16 protein-coding genes are annotated in these 17,476 nt (G+C 70.9%); 6 read left to right on the forward strand and 10 right to left on the reverse strand.

Features of this window, described 5'->3' with window-relative positions; genetic code table 11:
• Positions 1-49 precede the first annotated feature (49 nt).
• Entirely contained in the window at positions 50-1,819 is a 1,770-nt protein-coding gene (argS, locus tag ACFWI9_RS16375; RefSeq protein ID WP_387162458.1) for an arginine--tRNA ligase, read from the reverse strand.
• A 322-nt stretch (positions 1,820-2,141) separates the two neighbouring features.
• On the opposite strand from argS, the gene lysS reads away from it, so the two are divergent.
• Positions 2,142-3,881 (forward strand): lysine--tRNA ligase, encoded by a 1,740-nt coding sequence (gene lysS / locus ACFWI9_RS16380; protein WP_387162460.1) that lies wholly within the window; start codon positions 2,142-2,144, stop codon positions 3,879-3,881.
• 114 nt (positions 3,882-3,995) lie between these two features.
• Here lysS and ACFWI9_RS16385 read toward each other — a convergent pair whose 3' ends face one another.
• The 3 genes from ACFWI9_RS16385 to ACFWI9_RS16395 all read right to left on the reverse strand — a co-directional run bounded on the left by ACFWI9_RS16385 (position 3,996) and on the right by ACFWI9_RS16395 (position 7,470).
• The gene (locus ACFWI9_RS16385; RefSeq protein ID WP_387162462.1) at positions 3,996-5,291 is read right to left on the reverse strand and encodes a DUF2637 domain-containing protein; all 1,296 of its coding nucleotides are present in this window, start codon (positions 5,289-5,291) and stop codon (positions 3,996-3,998) included.
• A gap of 414 nt (positions 5,292-5,705) precedes the next feature.
• On the reverse strand, positions 5,706-6,449 hold the full coding sequence (locus tag ACFWI9_RS16390; protein WP_387162464.1) for a DUF3558 domain-containing protein: 744 nt from the start codon (positions 6,447-6,449) through the stop codon (positions 5,706-5,708).
• Between the two features lie 157 nt (positions 6,450-6,606).
• The gene (locus ACFWI9_RS16395) at positions 6,607-7,470 is read right to left on the reverse strand and encodes a DUF3558 domain-containing protein (RefSeq protein WP_387162466.1); all 864 of its coding nucleotides are present in this window, start codon (positions 7,468-7,470) and stop codon (positions 6,607-6,609) included.
• A gap of 258 nt (positions 7,471-7,728) precedes the next feature.
• On the opposite strand from ACFWI9_RS16395, the gene ACFWI9_RS16400 reads away from it, so the two are divergent.
• Complete coding sequence (locus ACFWI9_RS16400; protein WP_387162468.1) at positions 7,729-8,922, forward strand: RtcB family protein; 1,194 nt, start codon at positions 7,729-7,731, stop codon at positions 8,920-8,922.
• A 22-nt stretch (positions 8,923-8,944) separates the two neighbouring features.
• On the opposite strand, the gene ACFWI9_RS16405 is transcribed toward ACFWI9_RS16400, so the two are convergent.
• Positions 8,945-10,531 carry an alpha/beta hydrolase gene (locus ACFWI9_RS16405; RefSeq protein WP_387162470.1) on the reverse strand — a complete coding sequence of 529 codons (1,587 nt, stop codon included), beginning with the start codon at positions 10,529-10,531 and terminating at the stop codon, positions 8,945-8,947.
• 103 nt (positions 10,532-10,634) lie between these two features.
• On the opposite strand from ACFWI9_RS16405, the gene ACFWI9_RS16410 reads away from it, so the two are divergent.
• Together ACFWI9_RS16410 and ACFWI9_RS16415 are read left to right on the forward strand one after the other, a co-directional pair.
• Positions 10,635-12,170 carry an APC family permease gene (locus ACFWI9_RS16410; protein WP_387162472.1) on the forward strand — a complete coding sequence of 512 codons (1,536 nt, stop codon included), beginning with the start codon at positions 10,635-10,637 and terminating at the stop codon, positions 12,168-12,170.
• 148 nt (positions 12,171-12,318) lie between these two features.
• Entirely contained in the window at positions 12,319-12,612 is a 294-nt protein-coding gene (locus ACFWI9_RS16415; RefSeq protein WP_387162474.1) for a WhiB family transcriptional regulator, read from the forward strand.
• A gap of 65 nt (positions 12,613-12,677) precedes the next feature.
• Here ACFWI9_RS16415 and ACFWI9_RS16420 read toward each other — a convergent pair whose 3' ends face one another.
• Positions 12,678-13,448, reverse strand: coding sequence for an SDR family NAD(P)-dependent oxidoreductase (locus tag ACFWI9_RS16420; RefSeq protein WP_387162477.1), 771 nt, complete (start codon positions 13,446-13,448; stop codon positions 12,678-12,680).
• A gap of 122 nt (positions 13,449-13,570) precedes the next feature.
• Between ACFWI9_RS16420 and ACFWI9_RS16425 the strand changes: the two genes are divergently transcribed.
• Positions 13,571-14,104, forward strand: a complete 534-nt coding sequence (locus ACFWI9_RS16425; RefSeq protein WP_387162479.1) for a hypothetical protein — start codon at positions 13,571-13,573, stop codon at positions 14,102-14,104.
• Positions 14,105-14,134: 30 nt separating this feature from the next.
• On the opposite strand, the gene ACFWI9_RS16430 is transcribed toward ACFWI9_RS16425, so the two are convergent.
• From ACFWI9_RS16430 to ACFWI9_RS16440, 3 genes are all read right to left on the reverse strand, one after another.
• Complete coding sequence (locus tag ACFWI9_RS16430; RefSeq protein WP_387162481.1) at positions 14,135-14,869, reverse strand: Mut7-C RNAse domain-containing protein; 735 nt, start codon at positions 14,867-14,869, stop codon at positions 14,135-14,137.
• Positions 14,870-14,953: 84 nt separating this feature from the next.
• Positions 14,954-15,487 carry a GNAT family N-acetyltransferase gene (locus tag ACFWI9_RS16435; protein WP_387162483.1) on the reverse strand — a complete coding sequence of 178 codons (534 nt, stop codon included), beginning with the start codon at positions 15,485-15,487 and terminating at the stop codon, positions 14,954-14,956.
• Between the two features lie 57 nt (positions 15,488-15,544).
• The gene (locus tag ACFWI9_RS16440; protein WP_387162485.1) at positions 15,545-16,456 is read right to left on the reverse strand and encodes a DUF6597 domain-containing transcriptional factor; all 912 of its coding nucleotides are present in this window, start codon (positions 16,454-16,456) and stop codon (positions 15,545-15,547) included.
• A 72-nt stretch (positions 16,457-16,528) separates the two neighbouring features.
• Here ACFWI9_RS16440 and ACFWI9_RS16445 point away from each other — a divergent pair, with 72 nt between their 5' ends.
• Positions 16,529-17,143 carry a TIGR03086 family metal-binding protein gene (locus ACFWI9_RS16445; RefSeq protein ID WP_387162540.1) on the forward strand — a complete coding sequence of 205 codons (615 nt, stop codon included), beginning with the start codon at positions 16,529-16,531 and terminating at the stop codon, positions 17,141-17,143.
• On the opposite strand, the gene ACFWI9_RS16450 is transcribed toward ACFWI9_RS16445, so the two are convergent.
• A complete protein-coding gene (locus ACFWI9_RS16450; protein WP_387162487.1) occupies positions 17,106-17,420 on the reverse strand; it encodes a hypothetical protein in 315 nt (104 codons plus the stop codon). The genes ACFWI9_RS16445 and ACFWI9_RS16450 overlap by 38 nt on opposite strands.
• Positions 17,421-17,476: the final 56 nt, after the last annotated feature.

Here is a 17,476-nt window from a genome sequence, read left to right on the forward strand (position 1 = left end):
AGTATCGCCGGGGGCCGCCCTGTGTCGTGTGTCCGACCGCGCCGCCGCGTCAGAGGCGCTCGGGGGTCCGGATGCCCAGCAGGGCCATGCCCTGGTGCAGCGTGCGGGCGGTCAGATCGATCAGGAACAGCCTGTTCTCGAAGACCTCCACCGTGTTGTCGGCGCTGATGACCTGGCACTGGTCGTAGAAGGTCGTCAGGTGGGTGGCGAGCTGGTAGAGGTACGCGGCCAGCTTGTGCGGCTCGTACGACCCGGCCACGTCGGCGAGCACCTCGCCGAACTGGTCCAGATGCAGCCCGAGCGCGCGCTCGGCCGGCGCGAGCTCCAGCTCCGGGTGGGCGGCGGGCTTCGCGTCGCCCGCCTTGCGCAGGATCGACCGGATACGGGCGTACGCGTACTGGAGGTACACGGACGTGTCGCCGTTGAGCGACACCATCTGGTCCAGGTCGAACTTGTAGTCCCGCACCGCCGAGGTCGACAGGTCGGCGTACTTCACCGCGCCGATACCGACCTGCGCGCCGTTCTCCACGATCTCGCGCTCGGACAGACCGACCTTCTCGGCCTTCTCGCGCACCACGGAGGTGGCCCGGTCGATCGCCTCGTCCAGCAGGTCCACCAGCCGCACCGTCTCGCCCTCACGGGTCTTGAACGGCTTGCCGTCCTTGCCGAGGACCGTACCGAAGGCCAGCTGGACGGCCTTGACCTCGTCGTTCAGCCAGCCGGCCCGGCGGGCGGTCTCGAAGACCATCTTGAAGTGCAGCGACTGCCGGGCGTCCACCACGTACAGCAGGGAGTCGGCGCCGAGGTGCTTCACCCGGTCGCGGATCGCGGACAGGTCCGTGGCCGCGTAGCCGTAGCCGCCGTTGGACTTCTGGACGATCAGCGGCACCGGATTGCCGTCCGGGCCCTTCACATCATCGAAGAACACACACAGCGCGCCCTCGGAGCGCACGGCGACCCCCGACTCCTCAAGGATCCGGCAGGTCTCGTCCAGCATGTCGTTGTAGCCCGACTCGCCGACGACGTCGGGGTCGCGGATGTCCATGTCGAGCTTGTCGAACACCGAGTAGAAGTAGATCTTCGACTCGTCCACGAACTTCTGCCAGAGGGCGAGTGTCCGCTCGTCTCCCGACTGGAGCTCCACCACGCGGCGCCTGGCCCGCTCCTTGAACTCCTCGTCGGAGTCGAACAGGGCCCGCGACGCCTTGTAGAGGCGGTTCAGATTGGACATGGCCTCTTCGCCGGAGACGGCGGCCCCGTCCTCGTGGTCCAGCTCATGGGGGTGCTCGATCAGATACTGGATGAGCATGCCGAACTGGGTGCCCCAGTCGCCGATGTGGTGGCGCCGGATCACCTTCTCGCCGGTGAACTCCAGGATCTGCACCATGGCGTCCCCGATCACCGCCGAACGCAGATGGCCGACGTGCATCTCCTTCGCCACGTTCGGCTGGGCGTAGTCGATCACCGTGGTGCCGGCGCCGGCCGCGAACGGCACACCGAGGCGGTCGTCGGCGGCCCGGGCGGCGAGGGTCCTCACGATCGCCTCGTCGGAGATCGTGATGTTCAGGAAGCCGGGTCCGGAGACCTCGATGTCCTTCAGCACGTCATTGGCCGGGATCGCGTCGACCACCTTGGTCGCCAGCTCGCGCGGATTGCCCTTCAGCTTCTTGGCGAGGGCCAGGATGCCGTTGGCCTGGAAGTCGGCCCGGTCGCTTCGTCGCAGCAGCGGGTCGACGGAGCCGGCTTCCGGCAGAGCTGCCGAAAGCGCGTCCGCGAGGCGCTGCTGCACGGTCGAAGCGAGGGAAGGGACCGAGGCCATGAGCTTCCGTTCCTGTCGGTTGTCGATGGGGGGCGCCGACCGTATTGGGCCGGTGACTGAATCGGTAGTCAAGTGTCCCACGGGGTAGCAACCTGTTTCTCCCGCCCTCGCTGTGCCTGTGGACAACCGCGGGGACGGCGATCGCGGTCTGCGGTGCCCTGTGGACAACCTTCGGGCCCACTGTTTCGTCTGGGAGAATGGCCGAGCCGGACTCGCCAGGGTCCAGCCCCGGGATCGAGAACAAGCCCCACAGCGGTCCCGCGCCAGCGCCGTATCCGCCCAGAACTCGCCCTACCAAGCATTCGCCCGAGCATTCAAGGACGTGCCGATCGTGGCTCAGAGCAGCACCGAGACCGACTGGGTCTCCCGTTTCGCGGACGATGTCATCGCCGAGTCGGAACGGCGTGCGCCCGGGAAACCGGTCGTCGTTGCCTCTGGCCTGTCCCCGTCCGGCCCCATCCACCTGGGCAATCTGCGTGAGGTGATGACGCCGCACCTGGTCGCGGACGAGATCCGCCGACGTGGGCACGAGGTCCGCCATGTCATCTCCTGGGACGACTACGACCGCTACCGCAAGGTCCCGGAGGGCATCCCGGGCATCGACAAGTCCTGGGCCGAGCACATCGGCAAGCCGCTGACCTCGGTGCCTGCCCCCGAGGGCTCGCCGTATCCGAACTGGGCCGAGCACTTCAAGGCCGCGATGGTCGAGTCACTGGCCGAGCTCGGCGTCGAGTTCGACCCGATCAGCCAGACCGAGCAGTACACCTCCGGTGCCTACCGCGAGCAGATCCTGCACGCCATGAAGCAGCGCGGCGTGATCGACGGGATCCTCGACCAGTACCGCACCAAGGGCAAGGCCCCGGGGAAGAAGCCGCAGCAGAAGCCGGTGGACGAGGCCGAGCTCGAGGCCGCCGAAGGCTCCGGAGCGGCGAGCGAGGACGACGGCAGCGGCGGCTCCGCGGGCTACTTCCCGTACAAGCCGTACTGCGGCAATTGCGAGAAGGACCTCACCACGGTCACCTCGTATATCGACGCGACCACCGAGCTGACGTACTCCTGCACGGCCTGCGGCTTCTCCGAGACGGTCCGGCTGAGCGAGTTCAACCGCGGCAAGCTGGTCTGGAAGGTCGACTGGCCGATGCGCTGGGCCTACGAAGGCGTGATCTTCGAACCCAGCGGTGTCGACCACTCCTCTCCCGGCTCGTCCTTCGTCGTGGGCGGGCAGATCGTCCGTGAGATCTTCGACGGAGTCCAGCCGATCGGCCCCATGTACGCCTTCGTGGGGATCTCCGGCATGGCGAAGATGTCGTCGTCCCGCGGCGGGGTGCCGACGGCCGCCGACGCGCTGAAGATCATGGAAGCGCCGCTGCTGCGCTGGCTGTACGCGCGCCGCAAGCCCAACCAGTCCTTCAAGATCGCCTTCGACCAGGAGATCCAGCGTCTGTACGACGAGTGGGACAAGCTGGAGAGCAAGGTCGCCGACGGCTCGGCGCTCCCGGCCGACGCCGCGGCGCACTCCCGCGCGGTCCGCACCGCGGCGGGCGAGCTGCCGCGCACCCCGCGCCCGCTGCCGTACCGCACGCTCGCCTCGGTCGCCGACATCACGGCGGGCCATGACGAGCAGACCCTGCGCATCCTCAGCGAGCTCGACCCGGCCAACCCGCTGAGTTCCCTGGACACCGTCCGTCCCCGGCTCGACCGCGCCGAGAACTGGATCACCACCCAGGTCCCGGCCGACGCCCGCACCATCGTCCGCTCCGAGCCCGACACCGAGCTTCTGGGGTCGCTGGACGACGAGGGCCGCGAGTCCCTGCGGCGGCTGCTGGAGGGACTGGACTCGCACTGGTCGCTCGACGGCCTGACGACCCTGGTCTACGGCGTCCCGAAGGTCATGGCGGGCCTGGCGCCGGACGCCAAGCCCACTCCGGAGCTGAAGGTCGCCCAGCGTTCCTTCTTCGCCCTGCTCTACCGCCTGCTCGTCAGCAGGGAGACCGGCCCCCGGCTGCCTACGCTGCTGCTCGCCGTCGGCGCAGACCGGGTGCGGAAGCTGCTCGCGGCCTGACGGTGCGACACGCAGGGCCCCGTCCGTACCGGGACACGGTGCGGACGGGGCCCTTGTCGTGAGAGATGCCTGGCGTGAGCACGTCATCGCTGCGGTTGCCGGGACAGAAAGAACCTAGGCGATGTGGTCTTCCATCAGTTCGTCGTTGAGGCGGGCCGCGAACCGCTCGTAGTGCTGGTTCAGCTCGCGGGGCGGGAGGCGCAGCCCGTACGCGGCCTCGACGTTCGACGCGAAGGCGCCCGGCGTCGGCATGCCCTCGCCCTCTATCGACTGCCGGAACACCTGGTACAGGTTCTCCTCCGACGGCAGTGCCTCCTGTACGCCGTCACCCAGGGGCCGCGTACCACCCGCCCCGTTCGGCACCTGGAACCGAGGCCCGGCCTCGGTGCCGGGCTGGGGCTCAGGGACAGCCACGGGCTCAGCGACAGCCACGGCCTCGGCGGTGCGCTGCCGAGGGACGGGGATCTGCTGCGGCTGCTCCTCGTACCAGGCCTCGTACTCGGGCACGGGGGTGTAGGTCGGAGGCTCGAAGTTCGGGTCGTAGCCGCCCTGGTATTCGACGTTCTGCGGACTGGCGAACCACTGGCTCGTGTCCTGTCCGGCGGCTGCCGCCGGCGGCTGGGTCCCGGCCTGGGCCTGCGCCGGGCCTTGGGCGGCCCCGGTGGACTGCAGTTCCGGGGCCGAGGCTGCGGGAACGGCGGAGACCGCCGGGTTCGGCGGCAGCAGTACGGGGTCGATCCCGGCCGCCGCGAGCCCGGACGGTGCCGTCTCGGCGAGCGGCACACCGTAGCGGGCCAGCCGCAGCGGCATCAGCGCTTCGACCGGGGCCTTGCGGCGCCAGGCCCGGCCGAACCGGGCCTGGAGCCGTGCCTGGTAGATCAGCCGCTCCTGCTCCAGCTTGATGACCTGGTCGTATGAGCGCAGCTCCCACAGCTTCATCCGCCGCCACAGCCGGAACGTCGGCACCGGCGAGAGCAGCCAGCGGGTGAGCCGTACGCCCTCCATGTGCTTGTCGGCGGTGATGTCCGCGATCCGGCCGACCGCGTGCCGGGCGGCCTCCACCGAGACCACGAACAGCACGGGGATGACCGCGTGCATACCGACGCCCAGCGGGTCGGGCCAAGCGGCGGCGCCGTTGAACGCGATCGTGGCGGCGGTCAGCAGCCATGCCGTCTGGCGCAGCAGCGGGAACGGGATCCGGATCCAGGTCAGCAGCAGGTCGAGCGCGAGCAGTACGCAGATGCCCGCGTCGATGCCGATCGGGAAGACGAGGGAGAAGCTGCCGAAACCCTTCTGCTCGGCGAGTTCGCGCACGGCGGCGTACGACCCGGCGAAACCGATCCCGGCGATGATCACCGCACCGGCAACGACGACGCCGATCAGTATCCGGTGCGTGCGTGTCAGCTGCATCGCGGCCACCCGCGATCCCCTCCCATCAAGCCCGATATCCAGTTCCGGTCCTGCCCGGACCGCCCACCCCGGCCTGCTCCGGGCCACCCAGGTGCGCCGTCGGCGCGAGCCCCGCGCCCGGGCGCAGGCCAAGCCTGGCACATGTTTGCGGAACCCGGGCCTCCGGGGAGTGGCGGTGCGCCGATTTGTCTCGACGGCGGCAGGGAACGCCTTGTCGCCTTGTCCCCGTTGTCCCCGGAGAGGATGGGCGGCGGCCTGCCCGAGGACTTCGCCGCCCGGCCCCAGCTGCACGGTGCGGGTGACGTTCCACGCCGGCGTGCCGCGACCGGCAGCCCACCGGCGAGGGTCAAGCCAGGCGCACGTTCCCGGAGGCCGCGCCTCCGAGCGGACCGCGCCTCCGAGCGGTGGCGGTGGCTACTTGTTGGCCGTGGCGACCGCGGCCGCCGCTTCCTTGGCGGCCTTGACGGCGCCCTTCATGAGGTCGGCGGCGGCGGGCGACTTGGCTCCGGCGTAGCCGGCACCGTTGTAACCGAGGGTGACCACGATATTGCCGGTACGGGCCACGACGGTCGCGTACTTGAAGGTCACGTCCGTCTTCTTCAGTTCGAAGGCGATCGCGGTCGCCTCGTCGCCGACGCCCGTGGCGGGCGACTTCGCGACCTTCTTGGCGCCGTCCGTGGCCGCGGTCTTGGCGGCCTCCTTCTTGAACGCCTCCTGGGCGCGCTGTTCGCCGCTGCCGAGGCTCGCGTCGGACTCGTAGCGGAGGAAGGAGACGTCGAGCCAGCGGTAGTTCGAGCCCTTGACGCCCTTGTCCTCCAGGCCGTTCCAGGAGCAGCCGCTGCGGAGGGTGGTGTCGCTGGAGGTGCCCTCGGTGCCAGCCTTGTTCTTGACCTTGGGCACCAGGCCCTCGACGGTCTTGGCGCTGAGCGACTTGCAGGGGGCGGGCAGCTTGGCGTACTTCGCCGGCGCGACGGTCGCGGCGGACTCCTTGGATGCCGGGGACTGCTGGGACGAGCTTCCGGGGGAATTGCCCGACTTGCTTGTCTTGTCCGACTTGTTCTCGGAGTCCGAGTCCGACGAGCAGCCGGCGACGACGAGCATCACCGGGACGGCAGCGCAGGCGAGTATGCGGGTGAGTCGCGGGGCTGATCGGTGCATGGTTCCTTCAGTCGTGAGTCGTACGGTCCGGCGGGTGCGGCCCGGCGGGTGCGGCCACGGTACGCCGAACACGTTACGTGGGCGGGGGCGTCCGCGAAGATCGGCACCTGGCGCCGGTCGCGGTTCGCCCGACCCCGCGAGAGAGGTGTACGGGTGGTCAGTCGTTGAAGCGCTCGTCCAGATTCCGGGCCAGGGCCTGCGCCTTTTCCTGGAGTTCCCCGCTGTCGGGCACCTCGGTGACGCGGCTGGACTGCTCCGCGTACTCGACGGTCACGATCACGTTGGATGTGCGGAACACCACGCTCACCGTGCGGCGCTGAGCGGTGGAACCGGAGCGTGCGAGGGCATCGTCGATGAACGCCGCGTCGCCCAGTCCAACGAGCTCGCGGGGTTCCAGCCCGTCGGGAGTGGCCGCGGCGGCCGGGGAGCTCGTGGTGCCCGCGGCGCTCGGGGAGCCTGACGGGCTTGCCTCGGCTGCGCGGGAGCGCGGGGCCGCGGCGCCCGCAGAGCCCGGGGAGTCGCTGGGGGTGCCGGACTGCTGGGCCTTCTCGGCGCGCGGGTCGGCGACGGGCGCGGGGAGCTGTGCCGCCTCCTGCTTGCGGGCGTAGACCTCCTGCGCCTGTTCGTCGTCACTGATGGCCGGGTCGTACGACACGACGCGCTCGACATCGATCCGCAGCCGGTGCGAGGCCTCCGAGCCGTCGGCCTTCCAGCTGCAGCCGACGCGGCGGTCCGTGTCGTAGGTGATGGCGGCCGTGCCCTGGAGGACCTTCTCCCGCTGGTCCTCCGGCAGTTCGGCGGTGCCGGGGAGCAAGTCCATGAGGGTGGCCCCGGGGACCGCGCCGCAGGGTTCGTAGAGCGTGCGGTACTTGCCGGGGGCCGCGGCGGGGGCTTCGGAGCCGCCCGGCTTGGTGTCGTCGCCGGATCCGCCGTCGCCGGACCCCGAGGTACAGCCGGTGGCGACCGCGGCGATGAGCGCCGCCAGAGCGGTTACGTACGCCTTCGCCGCCTTGCGCTGCACAGTGCCGCTCCTCTTCTCTCGTTCCTCGCCGGTGACTGCTTCGGTCGCGGGGTCTGCCGCGAGTCCGGCCGTGGGGTCCGCCCGCGGGGTGTGCCGCGGGTCTGCGGGGCCGGCACGGGAAAACTGCTTGCCGCCCGCTGCGGGCCGGTGGACACAATGTGTATCGCACGCGCAGCCGTGAACGCCGGTCGCTCATCCCCTTTGCCGACCTTGGATACGGATTTGCGTTATCAAGCTTTTCGGGGGAATCGAGTAGATATGTCGTACGTAGAGGTGCCTGGCGCGAAGGTCCCGATCCGGATGTGGACGGATCCGGCGACCGTCGAGGACGTCGCTATGCAGCAGCTGCGCAACGTCGCCACACTGCCCTGGATCAAGGGCCTCGCAGTGATGCCCGACGTCCATTTCGGCAAGGGCGCGACGGTGGGCTCGGTGATCGCGATGCACGGCGCCGTCTGCCCGGCCGCCGTCGGCGTCGACATCGGCTGCGGTATGTCGGCCGTCAAGACCTCGCTGACCGCGAACGACCTGCCCGGCGATCTGTCGCGGCTGCGCTCCAAGATCGAGCAGGCCATCCCCGTAGGCCGCGGAATGCACGCCGAGCCCGTGGACCCGAGCCGGGTGTACGGATTCCCCGCGAGCGGTTTCGGCGACTTCTGGTCCCGCTTCGACCATGTGGCCGACGCGGTGAAGTTCCGCCGCGAGCGGGCCACCAAGCAGATGGGCACGCTCGGCGCGGGAAACCACTTCGTGGAGTTCTGCGTCGACGAGAGCGGAACGGTGTGGCTGATGCTGCACTCCGGTTCGCGCAACATCGGCAAGGAGCTCGCCGAGTACCACATCGGCGAGGCCCGGAAGCTCCCGCACAACCAGGGTCTGATCGACCGCGACCTCGCGGTGTTCGTCGCGGACACCCCGCAGATGGCGGCGTACCGCAACGACCTGTTCTGGGCGCAGGAGTACGCGCGCCACAACCGCGCGATCATGATGGGCCTGTTCCAGGAGGTCGTCCGCCGGGAGTTCCGCAAGGCACGGGTGACCTTCGAGCCGGTGATCTCCTGCCACCACAACTACGTGTCGGAGGAGCGGTACGAGGGCATGGACCTGCTCGTGACCCGCAAGGGCGCGATCCGGGCCGGATCCGGGGACTTCGGGATCATCCCGGGGTCGATGGGCACGGGCTCGTACATCGTGAAGGGCCTCGGGAACGAGCGGTCCTTCAACTCGGCCTCCCACGGCGCCGGCCGGAAGATGAGCCGCAACGCGGCGAAGAAGCGCTTCTCGACGCGGGACCTGGAGGAGCAGACCCGTGGCGTGGAGTGCCGTAAGGACTCCGGTGTGGTCGATGAGATCCCGGGGGCGTACAAGCCCATCGAGCAGGTCATCGACCAGCAGCGGGACCTGGTGGAGGTCGTGGCCAAGCTGAAGCAGCTCATCTGTGTGAAGGGCTGACGCACGCCAGGCGGTGGCGCCGTCACGGTGCGCCGGTGACCGCCGTCCCGCCGCCGCCCGTGGCGAGCCCGCCGACCGGCCGGGGCTCGGAGAACGGAGTCCCGTCCTGGCGGCACCTCGTGCCCGCCGGCGGGAGGCTGCCGCCGATGAGGTAGCGGCTCACATGTGCCTTGACGCAGCTGCTGGGGTTGACCAGCGCGGTGTGCCCGTAGCCGTCGTGCGTGAGCAGCCGGGCGTGGGCCAGGGCCGTGGCCATGGCCTGCGCTCCCCAGTAGGGCGTCGCTGGGTCGTAGGTGGTGCCGACCACCAGCACCGGGTGTGCCGTCGGCTTGTCCCACGGCCCGCGGTAGCGGTCGGCGGCGACCGCCGGCCAGGAGGCGCAGGGCTCCGCCGCCCAGGTCCAGAAGCGCCCCGCGTCGCCCGTCCGGCGGGCGCTGGCCTCCTCCAGGGCGTGGTAGACACCCGGGTCACGAGGGTTGGGGCTGTCGGAGCACAGCACGGCACCCGCCTGTTCCTCGCCCAGGTACGGTTCCGGCTCGCGTACCGGTGGCGCGGGCGGGGGTGCGGCGGGCTGCGGGGCGCGGCCGAGCCACAGCTCCTGGAGGCGCCCGGCGAGGTCGGTCCAGCCAGGGTGGACCGCGTAGAGGCTGCTGATCGCGTCACCGGCGGTTCGGCCGTACGTCCACCCGCCCACGGGGCGCTCCCGCAGCCGCAGCATCAGCCGGTCGAACTTCCCGCGTGTGGCCTGGGGGCTGCCCGCGGAGAAGGCGCAGTGTGCGGTGTCGGTGGACCCGCACAGGGTGAGGAACCGTTCCAGAACCGCCGCCGCACTGCGGTCCGACCCCATCCGCAGGAAGGTGGGCAGCCGGAGGGGTCGGCTCTTGTCGCCGGTCCAGGCGCGCGGGTCCACATTGCTGTCGAGGACCATGGCGCGGATGTTGCCGGGGAAGAGACCGGCGTAGGTCGCGCCCAGGTAGGTGCCGTATGAGATCCCCAGGTAGCTGAGCTGCCGCTCGCCCACAGCCTGGCGCAGCCGGTCGAGATCGCGGGCGGTTTCGGCGGTCGACACATGGCGCAGCAGTTCGGGGTCCCGCTCGTGGCAGCGGCGGGCCAGATCCCGGTACGCGGCGATCCAGGTCTCCCGCTCCTGCTCGCCCACGGGGAATCCGGCCGGTTTGCGCGCCTCCCATGCCTTGGCGTCGGCAGGACCGGCGAAGCAGTTCACGGCGGTACTGCTGCCGATCCCGCGTGGGTCCCAGCTGACGATGTCGAACCGTTCCCGCACCTCGCGCGGGAAGTTGTCGTACAACTGCGGCATCTGTACCGTGCCCGGACCGCCAGGGCCGCCCGGGTTGAAGAAGAGGGTTCCGATACGCCGCCCTGGGCTGGTTGCCTTGCGTTTCACCACGGCCAGCTCGATCGCCCGCCCGCCGGGGTCGGCGTAGTCCAAGGGCACCTTCGCGGTCGCGCAGTCGTACGGGCTGCCCTGGACGCAGGGCCGCCAGTCCAGCTTCGCCGCGGCTGCCAGGGTGCCGTCGGTCGGTGCGCTCATGGAGCAGGTGAGGGCGGCTGCGGCGGTGAGGGCGGCTATCGGACCGGATATGTGCATGCCTTGACGACATCGTGGCCGGATGGTGCCCGCGAGCGGTATACGGCCGAATGGCGGCGGCCCGCGGCGGATGCGGACAGTGATGGTGTGACACTGAGTGTTATTGACGGCGGCACCGAGGGAAGGCGTGGTGGCCGAGGTGGCGGAGGCGACTACGGGCGGCACGGAGGGCGGTAGCCGGGGCGAGGGGGAGCAGGCGAGCGCGGCAACCGTCGAGCGGCTCGGGGGCTACCAGCAGGAGCTGAAGCGGACGCTCGGCTCCTTCCAGGTGTTCGCGATCTCGTTCGCGTTCATCTCCGTGGCGGTCGGCATCTTCGCGACGTACGACGATGTGCTGCTGAACGCCGGCCCGGTCGGGATCTGGCTCTGGATTGTGGCGGCTGTGGGGCAGACCCTGGTGGCCTTGGTGGTAGCGCAGTTCGCGGCCCGTATCCCGCTCAGCGGTTCCTCGTACCAGTGGGCGTCCCGGCTGGCCAGTCCGAAGATCGGCTGGGGCTTCGGCTGGCTGACCTTCTGCTATCTGGCGATCGCCGTGGTGGCCATCGACAACGCCCTGGCGAGCCAGGCGTTCATGCCGCTCGCCGGTATGGCTCCGGACGAGGGCACGGCGCGCGTCATCACGCTGGTGGTGCTGCTGGTCCAGACCGTGCTGGCGGTGGCTTCCACCCGCCTCGTCAGCCTGATCAACTCGGCTGCGGTGGGCCTGGAGCTGGCGCTCGTGGTGGCGGTGGCGATCGCGCTCACCATCGCCGTGCTGGTCACAGGGGACGGCGCGGCCGGCAACCTCGCCTCGCGCGGTGTCGCCGAAGACTCGGCCGGATACTTCGCCGTGGGCGGCGGGCTGATGCTCGCGATGATCATGGGGCTTGCCACGCTGGTCGGCTTCGACTCCGCCGCGAACCTGGCCGAGGAGGCCAAGGACCCCTTCCGCTCCGTGCCGCGCGCGATCGTCGGATCGGTGGTGGCCGCCGGGCTGCTGGGCATGCTGTTCCTGATCACACTCACCGTCGCGATCGAGGACATCCCCCGGATCAGCGCCGACGAGTCCCCGGTCGCTGCGATCATGCGCGACCAGCTCGGGTCTGCGATGGAGCGGACGCTGCTGGTCGCGATCACCTTCGCGTTCTTCGGTGCCGGGATCGTGGTGATGACCGCGTGCTCGCGGCTGGTCTTCGCGATGGCCAGGGACGGCCGCTTCCCCGCCCACCGGCTGATGCGGCGGGTCAATCCGCGTACGCGGACGCCGATCCCGGCGACGGTGCTGATCCTCGTCCTCGGGGTCGTGCTGATGGTCGCGCTGCCGGGCGCCGCGCTGCTGGAGCTGATCACGGCGTCCACGATCCTTCCGGCGCTCATCTACGGCGCGACGATCGTGCTCTACCTGGCTGTGCGCGGGCGGCTGGACCGCCGGAAGGGAGCGTTCGACCTCGGGCGCTTCGAGCTGCCGGTCGCGGTCGGGGCACTGGTGTGGACGCTCGTGGCGCTGTTCGTCCTGGTGGCGCCCCGGGAGGCGCTGGTGTCGGTGGTGATCGTGGTCGGCTTGCTGCTCGGAGGTGGGCTGTTCTTCCTCCTCCTGTTGCGGTTCGACCGCGAGGCGCTGGAGACCGAGCCGGGGGACGCGAGCGCCTTCAAGGGCTGAGTGCCTTCGCCCTGACCGTCATTGCCGGCACTTGGATTTCAGCCAGATGTGTGATGCGTACGCGCATCGGTGTTTCAGCTTCCGCATGTCGGCGAGCCGAAGGGGGACGGCAGAGAGACCGCCGGCGAAAGCGATGTGCGACAGCGACATGGAGGAGGTACTTCCCGTGGAGCGCGAGAACTGGCGACATGACGCCGCATGTCTCGACGAGGACCCCGACCTGTTCTTCCCGATCGGCAACAGCGGCCCGGCGCTGCTCCAGGCCGAGGAGGCCAAGGCCGTCTGCCGCGGCTGCCCGGTACGGGAGGAGTGTCTGGCCTGGGCCATGGAGTACGGCCAGGACTCCGGGGTGTGGGGCGGCTACGGCGAGGACGAACGCCGAGCGCTCAAGCGGCGGACGGCCAGGCAGCGATCGAGGGCCGGGGCACGCAGCGCGCCCTGAACCGGCGGCCTCGGCCCCGCGTCGGCCGCCCCTCGGCTGCGCCCCCCCGCGACCGGTGACGAAGGTCAGTGCTCCCGGTGGAGCTTGGTGTTCGACGCCTGTGCGCGTGGGCGGACGATCAGCAGGTCGATATTGACGTGGGACGGGCGGCTGACAGCCCAGCCGACGGTGTCGGCCACGTCCTCGGCGGTGAGGGGCTCCGCGACTCCCGCGTAGACCTTCGCGGCCTTCTCGGTGTCCCCCCGGAACCGGGTCGTGGCGAACTCCTCGGTCTTCACCAGGCCGGGGGCGATCTCGATCACGCGGACCGGAGTGCCGACGATCTCCAACCGGAGGGTCTCGGCGAGGACGTGGGCACCGTGCTTGGCGGCGACGTAACCCCCGCCGCCCTCGTAGGTGCCGTGGCCGGCGGTGGAGGACAGCACGACCACGGTGCCGTCGCCGCTGGCGGTGAGGGCGGGGAGCAGGGCCTGGGTGACATGGAGTGTGCCCAGCACGTTCGTGTCGTACATCCGCCGCCAGTCGGCGGGATCGCCGCTCGCCACCGGATCGGCGCCGAGGGCACCGCCCGCGTTGTTCACCAGCACCTTGACCTGCCGGCCCGTGCCGTCGAGGGACGCGGCGAAGGCGTCGACGGCGTCGCGGTCGGTGACATCCAACGCGTAGGGCGTGGCCTCGTGACCGGCTTCGGTGAGCTCGGCGGCGAGGGCCTCGATACGGTCCTTGCGCCGGGCCGTGAGGAACACGTGGTAGCCCTCAGAGGCCAGTGCCCGCGCGGTGGCGGCACCGATGCCGCTGCTCGCTCCGGTGACGACGGCGATGGGGGCGGCGGTCATGACGGCTCCTCGGGCAGACGATCGAACCAGTGGCCAGAGATCAGGATAGGCGGACGGTGTGTGGGACGCGCCGGGCGGTTGGATGATCCGCCTTATTGGTGACTGATCGGTATCTTTCGGTCATGCGGGTCATGCGGGTCATGCGCAGGGGTCTGGTTGTGGCGTCCACCGCGATGGCGGCGGTGATGCCGGCCGGGAGCGCGGGTGCGGGTGCGGTTGACGGCGTGAGCACGGCTGACGCGGCGGCGCCCACGCTGTTCGCGGCGGCGGTCCCGGAAGCCGACACAGCGCACCACGGCCATGCCGTGCTGTGGGACGGTCTGCTCGATGTCTGGCTGGAGAGCGAGAACCATGGCCCCGACGGGGTGCCCGACGCGACCGTACGGCTGACCTTCTCGGTGCCGTCGGGGGCCGACGCGTCGCTGCCGGAGAGCTGTCTGCGGGCCGGGCATCGGACGATCCTCTGCCGCACGGGCGAGCTGAGGGCCGCGAGCACGGGACAGGGGCGCGCACTGCGCCTGCAACTGGCCGGTGCGCCCGCGGAGGTCGTCATCGGCGTGTCCACGGTGTGGAACGGGGGCGCCGCCGACCTCAATCGCCCGAACGACCATCACACCGTGCTGGTCCCGGCCACCGGCGACCGCTACACCTTCTGAGCGCCCCACCGGCCTGCCGGGGCGGCGCTCTCACGCCACCGGGTCGCCGAACTCACGCAAGGCGTCCTCCACGATCGCCTCCAACCTCGAATGGTGCGCCCCGCGCCAGTAGACGCGCTCACAGGACCGGCACTGGGCGAACACGTCGTATGTACGTTGGGTGCCCCGCTCCAGATGGTGCTCGACGGACTCCTTGCCGGCGTCCGCGAGCTCGCCGTTACAGGCCGTGCAGCGGCTCCATGGCGCGAGGGCGGGCGCGAACCGTTGCAGCACGTCCCGGAGCTGGTCATCGGGGCGGTCGCTGTAGACATACGCACCGGCCCACAGCTCCCTGCGGCGCAGCAGCCCGCGGTCCCGGGACAGCAGCACGCGCTGCTCCCGCGCCGACAGCGCGGCCAGCGCCGGATCGCCGAGGTCCTCGTTCTCGTAGGCCGCGTCGACACCGAGCAGCCGCAGCCGCCGGGCGAGCGTGCCCAGATGCACATCGAGCAGGAAGCGCAGCGGCGCCCCGGGCACACGCTGCGGTCGCTCGACGCCGAGCACCTCGATATGCTCGCCCGCCGCCGGGACATGCGAGACCCGCACCGGGGCGCCGTCCACAAGCAGCCTCCCGGCTTCGGTGAGGGGCACGCCGAGCGACTCCACGACATGCCCCAGGGTGGAGGAGCCGTCCGTGGTGAGCGGGGTCCGCCCGTCGCGGCGCTCCGCCGCGACGAAGAGCCGCAGCTCTGGGGCGAAGCTGATGTGGATCTCCGGTCCGTTCACGCCGTCAGCATGCCACTGGGCGCCGGGTCCCTTCCACGGCTTTCCGAGCGCATGCGCGGATCCCGTGCGGCACCGGCGCGAGCCCTACGCGGCCCCCTGCCCCCGCAGGTCGAAGCGCCAGTTGTTGCCGCGCATCGGACGGCCCGGCGGGTACTCGAAAGAGCACTCGCCCAGCAACTCGAAGCCGGCTTTCCGGCACACGCCGTTCGACGGGCCGTTGTCCACCGACGGGAACGCGTGCAGATAGCGGTGCCGCCCCGCCGCCCGGGCCTCCCCGGCGACCGCGATGGTCGCCGCCGTGGCTATGCCCCGCCCCTGGAAGCCCGGCAGAACGGTCCAGCCGGTCTCGTACACGTCGATGCCCTCCCACTGCGACTCCCAGAAGCCGATCAGGCCGACCGCCTCACCGGTGTCCGCGAGCACCACCCGGAACATGCGCCCGGCACCACTCCCGTCAGCGCCCAGAGCCAGATAGCGGCGGTGCCGGTCGGCCAGCTTCGCGTCCGACTCCGGGCCGCCGAGGTGGACCGTCGCCTCCGGCGCGTTCGCCGCTTGGAGCAGGCCGAAGTCGTCGTCCGACCAGGGTTCGATCCGCAGCGCGGCTGGTTCGCTCACCATGCTCCCGACCGTACGCCCCGGGTCTGACATCCGGCTCCGGCGCCGTGTCAGCCTGGCCTAGGGCCTTGTCGGATATCCGGCGTACGCGGTCGGAGGCACCCCGACCGTGGTCGTGAAGTCCCGCACGAGGTGTGCCTGGTCGCTGTACCCGAGCTCCGCCGCGAGCGCGGCCCAGTCCGGCTCGGCACCGGGGCTGTCGGCAGCGGCGCGTTCGAGCGCCTCGTGGATGCGGTAGCGCAGGATGACCCACTTGGGCCCGACGCCGACATACGTGGCGAAGAGTCGCTGGAGGGTACGCGGTGAGACCCCTTCCACGGCGGCGAGCCGGGAGACCCGCCGGACCGTGCGGTCGGTGCGGGCGAGCTCCACCAGCGCCATCGCGCGCTCGGCCCCCGGATCCGGCACCGGTCCCAGCGCCAGCAGGAACGCGTCCAGCGCCGCGACCCGCGCGTCCTCGTCGTCCGGCGCGACGACGGCCCGGGCGGCGCCCGCGGCCCCGGCCCGCGTCGCGGCGTGCCCCGACCCGGCAGCCCCGGGCATCGCGAACACCTCGCCCATCGGCACCCGGCGCCCCGTCCAGTCCGACACCGGCCGCCCCGGAGCGAACGGCCGGAAGCCGCCTGGCCGGAACTGCACCCCGCAGACCCGCCCGCGCCCGGCCAGCTTCTTGGTGAACAGCTCCAGACCGACCCCCGCGACCTCGCCCCACGGCTCCTCGTCCCCGTACCGCTGGAAGACGACGTTCACCGAGGGATGCGGCACCACATGGGAGGCGTACGGCTCGCCGAGATCCCAGTCGATGAGCCAGTAGTGCTCCAGGTACGCCCGCAGGGGAGCGGCGGGCTCGCGGCGCCGGAACCGCACCCGCGCGAAGAGCTCCGGGGCGTCCACGATGCCCCGGGTGTCGCGCCGCGGGCCGGTGCCCGTCCCCGTGCCCGGTCGTGCCCCCGGTTCGCCGCTGCGCCCCATGGCCGGATCCTATGTCGCGTTTGTTCAAGACGCGGGGCGATCGCGACTGCCACCGTCGTGGCCATGCAGCCCATGAATCCCCCGAAGCCTCCGAGGCCCGTGAAATCCATCAGCGAACTGCTCGCCGCCACCACCGCCCGTGCCATCCCCGTGGTGCGAGGAGTGGAGGCGGGCGCTCTGACCGCCCCCACCCCCTGCGCCGACTACGACGTGCGCGACCTGATCAACCACCTGCTCCACGTCGTCGTCAATTTCCAGGCCCTGGCCGCCAAACGGGACTCCGACTTCTCCACCACGCCCGACCGGGTTTCCGCCGCGGGCGCGGACGGCGGCGGCTGGCAGCGGCTCTTCGCCGACGAGACCGACCGCCTGGTCGCGGCCTGGGCGGCCGCCGGGGCGGAAGACGGCACCACGGGCACGCTGGGCCTGCCGGCGCGCACCGTGGGGCACATGGTGCTCGCGGACCTGACCGTGCACGTCTGGGATCTCGCGCGGGCGACCGGTCAGGCCTACCGGCCCGATCCTGACGTGGTCGCCGAACTCGGCCCAGCGGTCGCGGACATGGCGTCAATGGCCCGAGAGTGGGAGGCGTTCGGCGAGGCGGTGAGCCTGCCGGAAGACGCGACCCCGTTCGAGCGGTTGCTCGCGACTACGGGGCGTGACCCGCGGTGGAGCCCTGCCCGCTGACGACGTCGTCCGGCTCGCCCGCAGACGGATCCGGCTCCCGCTTCTCCGGCTTCTGGGCGGGCGAGTTCGCGTACAGCGGCGCGAGCCGGGTGTACGCCTCCGTCACGATCGCCTCGGCGTCCACGAGCATTTCCCGCTCCCGTAGCCGGGCGGCGGCATGTGTGTACGGCGAGGGCGGCGCCGGATGCCGGCGACGCCACCAGCTCTCGCACACCGCGTAGATCCCGCTGGCGCACACCGTCAGCGGAATGCACAGGACCAGCAGCGTGTTGCCCATGCCCCGCCCCCTCGTGGTCTCTGTGTCATCGCGTACGTGCGTCTTCGCATTCTCAT

Origin of the sequence: Streptomyces sp. NPDC127084 (genome assembly GCF_042724175.1) — a bacterium.
In the GTDB taxonomy this organism is placed as follows: Bacteria; Actinomycetota; Actinomycetes; order Streptomycetales; family Streptomycetaceae; genus Streptomyces.